General features: G+C 54.1%; 7 protein-coding genes. 5 read left to right on the forward strand and 2 right to left on the reverse strand.

Features of this window, described 5'->3' with window-relative positions; translation table 11 throughout:
* Nucleotides 1–90: 90 nt before the first annotated feature.
* Nucleotides 91–570 (reverse strand): GAF domain-containing protein, encoded by a 480-nt coding sequence (locus ACX1DY_RS29815; protein WP_458967745.1) that lies wholly within the window; start codon nucleotides 568–570, stop codon nucleotides 91–93.
* 508 nt (nucleotides 571–1,078) lie between these two features.
* Here ACX1DY_RS29815 and ACX1DY_RS29820 point away from each other — a divergent pair.
* Nucleotides 1,079–1,642 (forward strand): GNAT family N-acetyltransferase, encoded by a 564-nt coding sequence (locus ACX1DY_RS29820; RefSeq protein WP_458967746.1) that lies wholly within the window; start codon nucleotides 1,079–1,081, stop codon nucleotides 1,640–1,642.
* A 30-nt stretch (nucleotides 1,643–1,672) separates the two neighbouring features.
* Nucleotides 1,673–3,190 (forward strand): MDR family MFS transporter, encoded by a 1,518-nt coding sequence (locus ACX1DY_RS29825; RefSeq protein WP_458967747.1) that lies wholly within the window; start codon nucleotides 1,673–1,675, stop codon nucleotides 3,188–3,190.
* A 129-nt stretch (nucleotides 3,191–3,319) separates the two neighbouring features.
* On the opposite strand, the gene ACX1DY_RS29830 is transcribed toward ACX1DY_RS29825, so the two are convergent.
* Nucleotides 3,320–3,787: a MarR family winged helix-turn-helix transcriptional regulator gene (locus tag ACX1DY_RS29830; protein WP_019913747.1), complete on the reverse strand. Its 468-nt coding sequence runs from the start codon at nucleotides 3,785–3,787 to the stop codon at nucleotides 3,320–3,322.
* 337 nt (nucleotides 3,788–4,124) lie between these two features.
* Between ACX1DY_RS29830 and ACX1DY_RS29835 the strand changes: the two genes are divergently transcribed.
* The 3 genes from ACX1DY_RS29835 (at nucleotide 4,125) to ACX1DY_RS29845 (ending at nucleotide 7,558) form a co-directional block, all read left to right on the forward strand.
* A complete protein-coding gene (locus ACX1DY_RS29835; RefSeq protein ID WP_458967748.1) occupies nucleotides 4,125–5,441 on the forward strand; it encodes an MFS transporter in 1,317 nt (438 codons plus the stop codon).
* A gap of 96 nt (nucleotides 5,442–5,537) precedes the next feature.
* Nucleotides 5,538–6,311 (forward strand): ABC transporter ATP-binding protein, encoded by a 774-nt coding sequence (locus tag ACX1DY_RS29840; protein WP_458967749.1) that lies wholly within the window; start codon nucleotides 5,538–5,540, stop codon nucleotides 6,309–6,311.
* The gene (locus ACX1DY_RS29845) at nucleotides 6,290–7,558 is read left to right on the forward strand and encodes an ABC transporter permease (protein WP_458967750.1); all 1,269 of its coding nucleotides are present in this window, start codon (nucleotides 6,290–6,292) and stop codon (nucleotides 7,556–7,558) included. Before ACX1DY_RS29840 ends, ACX1DY_RS29845 begins: the two co-directional genes overlap by 22 nt.
* Nucleotides 7,559–7,726 lie beyond the last annotated feature (168 nt).

Below are 7,726 nucleotides of genomic sequence, written 5' to 3' on the forward strand. Positions count from 1 at the left end.
TCTGAGAGAAGCTTAACGAACGAAACAGGACCCTCACGGAGCGCAGGTCATTCTGCGCCTGTGAGGGTCTTGTATGTCCCGAGGGACAGATTAAATAACTTCCGAGACCATTGCTGCGAACCGCTCCAGGAAGCGCCGTTCTTCATCATCAAAACGGTGCTTGAGCGGGCTGTCGATGTCAAGGACGCCGAGCAGGACGCCGTCACGTACCAGCGGAACGACAATCTCGCTGTTCGAGGCTTCGTCACAGGCAATATGTCCGGGGAAGGCATGCACATCGCCCACGACAAGGGTACGGCGCTCCGTTGCTGCTGTGCCGCATACTCCTTTGCCGAGCGGAATGCGGATGCAGGCCGGCAATCCCTGAAATGGCCCGAGCACAAGCTCCTTGCCGTCAAATAGATAAAAACCGGTCCAGTTGGTATCCGGCAGAGAGAGCTTAAGCAGCGCCGAGGCATTGGCCAGATTGGCAATGGCATTCGGTTCGCCTTCCATCAGTGCTCCGAGCTGGGTAAGAACCGCCTCAAACCGCTCGCTGCGTGTGCCGTCATAGGGCATGGCTTGAAACATGAAGCATCACCTTCCTGTACGATAAGTCAGCATGAATCCATAACTGTAACTAACAACATAGTACAGCGCAGCGGGATACGTCAAGCCTTCCGGGGATTTTGCCAGGGCAATCGCTTAGGGGATGAACTGAAAAGCAGTGAGAACAAGGAATCTTCTAACAGGATGAAGTGGAAAAAGGGAACCTAATTAGTGAGTTTTACCGATTTTTTGATGACTAGGTGGAAAAAGTAGACTTAAACCTCTTCATTTCCCTTCATTTAGTGATTTTATAAGGAAATAAGTGGACTTTTTCCCACATATCATTCTCTGGGAGGTCATTCAGCAGAATGAAGTGGAGAAATTCCAACTCAGTTACCTGGCAAATAGGGTGAACGCTTCCGAAGCCATTATTTCCTGAAACTTTGAGTACAGGGTTCAAAACAATCCGTAAGTAATTGCCCTGGGGTTTTGGTGAAAAAGCGCCAGGTGCTGTGCCCGGATGATGGTATACTGATAAGATTGAAGGGGGATGGGGGCGTTGTACATATGTGGCGGAGTAATACCCGTACTCCAAGGACAGAAGGTAGAGCTACGGGCAATGGCTGCCCAAGATGCGGCGGCGCTGTATGCGGTTTGGAGCCATCCTTTGGTTGTCCCCTGGCTGGACGCGCCGCCGCTCGCTTCACCAGAGGAAGCAGAGGAGCTGATACGCCTCCTTATGCAAATGGCGGCTGTGGAGGAGAGTCTGCGCTGGAGTATTGTCGGGCCGGAAGGTGAAGTGATCGGCAGTTGCGGTTATAACAGTTGGCAGCTTCAGGGAGCTTACCGGGGCGAGATTGGGTGCGAGCTGCTGCCGGCTTATTGGGGACAGGGCTATATGCGGGAGGCGCTTGCGCTTGTGCTGGCTTTTGGCTTTGGCACGATGGGCCTGAACCGGATTGAGGGGTTGTGCCATCCTGACAATACCCGGGCTGAGGGGCTGTTCCGGGGACTCGGTTTTCAGCAGGAAGGCTTGCTGCGTGAGTACCGGCATACGGCGGCGGGTTTTCAGGATGTTGTTCTGTATGCCCTGCTGCGCCGTCGGCAGCTATGAAGTAAGGAAAGGATCAAGCAGAGAGAGGATATGGATTCATTGAACGCAATTGCAGGAACAGAACGCAAGCTTATATTGACAGGGGTGCTGCTGGCCACATTTCTGGCGGCAATTGAAGGTACCGTAACCGGACCGGCTGGACCGGCTATCGTCAGCGAGTTTCAAGGGATGCAGTGGCTGAGCTGGATATTTACTGCCTATCTGCTGGCGATGGCGGTTACAACGCCGATCTTCGGCAAGCTCAGCGACCTGATTGGCCGCAAGCCGGTGTTCATCGGCGGAACGGCTGTTTTTCTTCTGGGCTCACTGCTGTGCGGTGTTTCACAGAGTATGGAGCAACTGATTATTTTTCGGGGCATTCAGGGAATTGGGGCAGGTGCGCTGATTCCGATGACCTTTACGATTATAGGAGATATTTACAGCATTAAGGAACGGGCCAAAACCCAGGGGCTGGTTAGCTCCGTATGGGGAATTTCCTCCCTGGTAGGCCCGCTGCTGGGCGGGTATGTGGTGGATTACCTGAGCTGGCGCTGGGTATTCGTATTCAATCTGCCTTTTGGGCTATTATCCATTGTCTTTATCACCCGCTTCCTGAAGGAAGAGAGAGTTAAGCGCAAGACAAAGATTGACGTGTTAGGGGGACTGTTGTTCGCGGCAGGCATGGGGGCACTGCTCTTCGGACTTACCGTAGGAGGCCAGAATCTGCCTTGGACCTCTCCGCTGCTGCTGCTCACACTCGCTGCTGCAGTCTGTCTGCTGGTCTTCTTCTGGTTTGTGGAGCGCCGCACTGAGGAGCCGATGCTTCCGCTTGGACTGTTCTCCATCCGCAATATCGCGGTGTCCACCGGGGCCAATCTGCTGGTCAGCACCCTGATTATTGGCTTAACCACATATGTGCCGCTTTGGGTACAAGGAGTGTTCGGAAAAAGCGCGGCCCTATCAGGACTGCTCCTGGCCCCGATGTCCGTGGGATGGATGCTCGGCTCGATTGCCGGGGGAAGAATGATATTGCGCTCCGGCTCCCGGCGGACAACCATGCTGGGTCTGACCTTAATCGCAGTAGGGGCCATCGGCCTGACATTTATGACCGCGGAGTCTTCGCAACTACTGCTCCTGTGTCTGATGATGTTCTGCGGCGTAGGCTTCGGTTATGCCTCCACCGTGTTCACGATTATCGCTCAGTCCTCGGTTGAGCACAACCAGCGCGGAGCTTCTACAGCACTTAATACCTTTACACGCTCGCTTGGACAGACAGTGGGGGTGGCGATTTTTGGCTCCTGGCTGAACCTGAACATCGACAGGCAACTGGCCGAAGAGTCAGGTGCTGCTGCAGCCGGAACTGACATCAATCAACTGCTTCACCCGCATGAAGGTGCTGCATTGTCCGGCGAAGCCTGGAGCAGTCTGCGGGGCGCGCTGGAAGGCGGTTTGCATTCGCTTTTTATTGTGATGGCTGTGTTTGCTGTTCTATCGCTGGTGATATCCTCAGGGCTGCATAAAGGTCTGCCGTCGGTCATGGAGGAGAATAAGGCACTTAAGAAGGTTTAGCTCTCGTTGTTCGAATCATATTTCCGTGCAAAAAAAAGCTGCGCCCCCTGAACAGGATGGTGCAGCTTTTTGCATCATATAGCCGATAATCTAATAAGTGAATAGATTCACAACCCCTGTTGACTTAAGCTACTTGCGGGGAAGAGGAGAGAGCTTCTCAGCCTGCAGGCCCATCTTCTTCAAAAGGGTAATCATTTGTTCCTTCTCTTCATCACTCAGTCCGCTGAACGCAAGATGCAGCCGCTCCGAGTACTTCGGATACATTTCGTTCATCAGGCGTTCGCCCTCTGTAGTCAGCTCGGCAAAAATCACCCGCCGGTCGCTCGGACAAGGCTTGCGCTGCAGGTAGCCGCGTTCTTCCAGCTTGTCGATGACATAAGTAACGTTGCCGCTCTGCAGCAGCAGCTTGGCGCCGATCTGCTGGATAGGCTGTGGTCCTTTATAATAAAGAACCTCCATTACGGCAAAGGCTGTAGGATTGAAGCCTTCGATCTTGCTGCCGGTTACGGCGTGCTCATTAATGCTCTTGAAGGACTTGGCAAAAACCCGGTACAAATGCAGTGTCAGTTGAGTATCGCGTTCATAGGATTGTATCATGCTTCTCCACCTCTATTGTTAATCGTGAGGGTTGCCCCGCACGGTTTGGAATATAAATGTTATTGATATAATCTTACAATACGGCAAAGAATGGACGAAGAACATGTGATTTGTCACAATGAGCACACTTTTAATTATTAAAAATCAAACAATTTTTCGACGGTGCATCAAAGTTGTGAAAATCCTTCTTTTTTTATCGTTATCCGCCTTGAGTTGGAGAGGATATTCAGCCTCTGGCGCAGCAGACAGTTACACCTGTGGGTCGATGAATACACCTTCCAATTTCCTTAAGATGGGTTACAGGAGATAACCAATCGAACGGGAGAGTGGATGAAGGATGAACGTATCTCAAGGTTATGAAGAAAAGCCGGGTAAGCTGACCGCGAACAAGCCGTTTATGCTGCTGATCTCAGCACAGCTTGTATCGAACGTAGGGGATTGGCTGCATGTGCTGGCGCTGTTGACTATGGTTGGTTTGAAGTGGCAGGCTACACCTTGGGAGATTACGGCCGTATCGCTGTGCATGGCAGTGCCTATGCTGCTGGGCGGTCCCTTTGCGGGATACTTGAGCGATAAAATGGACCGCAAAGCAATCATGATCGGATCAGATCTTGTGCGCGCGGGAATTGTGGTCTGTCTGGTATTTGCCGGGTCCTTATGGCAGGTGTATATTCTGCTGCTGGCCAAGGGAGTTCTGGATGTGCTGTTCTCTCCGGCCAAAAGCGGCAAGCTCAAGGAGCTTGTACCTCCCGGACAAATGGATCAGGCTGTGGCGCTTAGCGCATCCATTGAGCAGATTACGAAGATTGTCGGCCCGGCCCTTGGCGGCCTGCTCGTTGCGGCCTTCGGCATTTCCGCGTGTTATGTAATCGACTCGGTAAGCTATCTGGTGTCTGCGGTCATCCTCCTGGGACTGCCGCGAGTGGGGATGTTCAAGACAGAACGGGCAAGTGATAATGCGGAGAACCCGCAGGAGCGCAAATCGTTCCGCAGTGAAGCGGGCGCCGGATTGCGGCTGATTGCCGGTATGCCGGTAGTGCTCAGCGGAGTGGTGATGATTGTAGCGGTGCTTCTGGTGCTTCAAATTGCCGATTCTCAGACGATCACCCTGTTCCGGGAAATTCCTGGTGTGAGCGGCGATTTGCTTGGCTGGTGTGTAGCCGCCAGCGGCTTCGGCACACTGCTCTCAGCGGTGACGTCAGGCCGGCTGGGCTGCAGCAAACGCCCGCTTGTCTTTATGGGCGCAGGTACCGTCCTTATGGGTTCTGTCTTCACCATTGCCGCTTTAGTGACCGCTTACGGACAGGCAGGCCTCTGGATGAACATTACATTGTTTGGGTCGTTCGTTCTCGTAGGGGTGGGTGCAGGCTTTGTTATCATTCCTTTTAACTCGATGCTTCAGAAACGGACGCCGGAAGCCTACACAGGCCGGATATTCGGAATCATTGGCAGCCTGACGAGCGCGGCGGTCATTCTCGGACCGATAGCTGGGGGAGCATTGGTTACAGCCTCAGGGCCTATTTCGGCTTTTATTGTCTCGGGGGTCCTGGCGGCACTGCTCGGAGCGCTGCTGCTCTTTCTGCGGACCGGGATTGAAAACAGGGATGCAGCGGCTGTACGAACCTTGGCGGAACCGGCAGCAGAAGTTTCCTAGCATAGGGCCGCTGAGGATGATATGATCGGATTACTGGATTCTATCCTATCCGGTAGGCGATTATACCAAAGCTATTAATGTAGGAGATGGAACTGCATGGAAGAGACGGAAGCGCTGCAGGCACAGAAGCCTGAAGCAATCAAAGAAAGTGAAGAGGACAGCTCAGAGCGTGAAATCGTACTCGATGTCTTCATTGACCAGGCCGGCTACGAGGCTGGAGATGCAAGGATCTCCGATATCTCTTTTCAAGTGCGGCGGGGCCAGCTTCTGGGATTAATTGGACCAAACGGAGCCGGCAAAAGCACTACGATCAAGACGCTGCTTGGGCTGCTGAAGCATGCCAAAGCCAAGGTGAGCCTTGGCGGAGAGAGCAAATCCTATGCTTACGTGCCGGAGCAGCCTGTATTTTATGAGGATTTAACGCTGTGGGAGCATCTGGACCTGGCAGCCGCAGCTTATGGCTTGACCTATGAAGCCTTTGAGGAGACTGCCGGGAGGCTCCTGACCCAGTTCGGCATGGAGCATGTCCGCAACGATCTTCCGGCAGGCTTCTCCAAGGGCATGAAGCAAAAAATGATGCTGATGCTGGGCTTCCTGGTCCAGCCCGATGTCTACATCGTGGACGAGCCGTTCATTGGGCTGGATCCGCGCGCGACCAAGGACTTTCTGCGGCTGCTTGCAGCGGAGCGGGAGCGGGGAGCCGGGGTGCTGATGTCTACGCACGTACTGGATACGGCTGAGAAGATTTGCGACAGCTTCGTGCTGATCTCCGGCGGGAGAATGACCGCTTCGGGTACACTGGAAGAGATCCGCGCTCAGGCGGGATTGCCGGAGGGGTCGTTGTTTGATTGCTTCGACGAGTTGACATGAGCAGGAATTCATTTGCTTTTCCTACGGCGCAGAGATTGTTTCTGCGGCGGCTGACCTCCCACTGGCGCGAGCAGTGGGCAATTATCCGCACGGCGGCAGACTGGACGGTGCTGCTCTATATTATTATTCCCGGGGGGCTGCTTGGCGGACGTTTTTATTATGGGTTATGGAATCATGACCTGCCCTCCTGGGTGACAGTTCTGCCCTTCATGATGCTTCCGGCCCTGCTGGCTATTCTTGTGGCTACGGGAGGGATGGTTCTGCTTCTGCAAGAGGGCGATCTGCTGTTCCTCAGGCAGAGGGAGGGATGGATCAGGACAATTATTCTGCGGGGAGTGGTCTACAGCCTTATAGTTACAGCGCTGAAGATGGCTGCGGTGTATATCATTCTGCTGCCCTTCATTGTCCGTGGTTATGGGGTCAGCCCGGGCGCGGCCTGGGCGCTGCTCGCCATGACCATTGCCTGCAGCTGGTGTGTCAAGCTGCTGGGGCATCTTGTCAAGGTGCAGCGCCAGGGCTTCCGCCGCTGGCTGTGGCTGATTCCGGCGGTGACCGTACCCTGTGCCATTTATATCCGGGCTGCGCTGTATTGGAAGGACAGCCCGCTGCTTCTGCTGCTGACCACCGCCGTATTTGCGGCAGTGACGGCCTGGGCGATCCGCTACCGCCTGCGGCTGCGCGGCACTTTTATGAATGATGTGCGCGAGGACTTCAAGCAGCGGATGAGGATCGCCGCGCTCATGCTGCGTAATGTTCTGGATAAACCGCGTCCTACGCGGTACAAGCCGTGGATCTTCCGCAAGTCGCAGCCGCTGCTGAAATCCAAGCTGCCGGAGAGCCGGTTCACGGCGGCGGCAATCAAAGCGCTGCTGCGGAATCCGGCGCATTTCAAGCTGTACCTGCAGTTCACCGGGGTAGGGCTGGTAGCGGTGCTCATCGTGTCTTCCGTGCTGAAGTGGCTGATCTTCGCGCTGCTGATCGCGTTAATGTCCTACTGGCTGTCTTCCTTCTGGCTGCTGTTCTCCGGGGATGATTATATCGGAATTCTGCCGTTTACCAAGCAGCAGAAGGCGGAGGCCGGCTCGAAGGCGCTGCCGATCATGCTGATGCCGTTTGCCCTGCTGTGCTCGGCGGCTATCTGTCTGCCGTTGTATGGCTGGTGGGGGCTTGTGCTGTTTATCCCTATTGGCGGTGTGGCCGGATATTTGATCTCCTCCATGTTCAGTGCATTTCGTTTTGCCAAATAATTCTGAATTAAAAAAAGCCAGCCTCCGGTTGTATTGGAGGCTGGCTTCTTTACAGTATATAGCCGAGAAAGCCCAACGTCTTCAGGCATGGGATGAATCGGCTTAGGACAAGGGCTGTCTTTGGACAGCTTAATTGTCCTACATGGTTTGATCTGATATAATCAAAAC

The organism is Paenibacillus sp. BAC0078 (assembly GCF_054483875.1).

What these genes read in the sequence shown, in the direction of transcription:
- ACX1DY_RS29815 (WP_458967745.1), bottom strand. Translation starts at nt 570, where the DNA reads ATGTTTCAAGCCATGCCCTATGACGGCACACGCAGCGAGCGGTTTGAG.
- ACX1DY_RS29820 (WP_458967746.1), top strand. Translation starts at nt 1,079, where the DNA reads ATGGGGGCGTTGTACATATGTGGCGGAGTAATACCCGTACTCCAAGGA.
- ACX1DY_RS29825 (WP_458967747.1), top strand. Translation starts at nt 1,673, where the DNA reads ATGGATTCATTGAACGCAATTGCAGGAACAGAACGCAAGCTTATATTG.
- ACX1DY_RS29830 (WP_019913747.1), bottom strand. Translation starts at nt 3,787, where the DNA reads ATGATACAATCCTATGAACGCGATACTCAACTGACACTGCATTTGTAC.
- ACX1DY_RS29835 (WP_458967748.1), top strand. Translation starts at nt 4,125, where the DNA reads ATGAACGTATCTCAAGGTTATGAAGAAAAGCCGGGTAAGCTGACCGCG.
- ACX1DY_RS29840 (WP_458967749.1), top strand. Translation starts at nt 5,538, where the DNA reads ATGGAAGAGACGGAAGCGCTGCAGGCACAGAAGCCTGAAGCAATCAAA.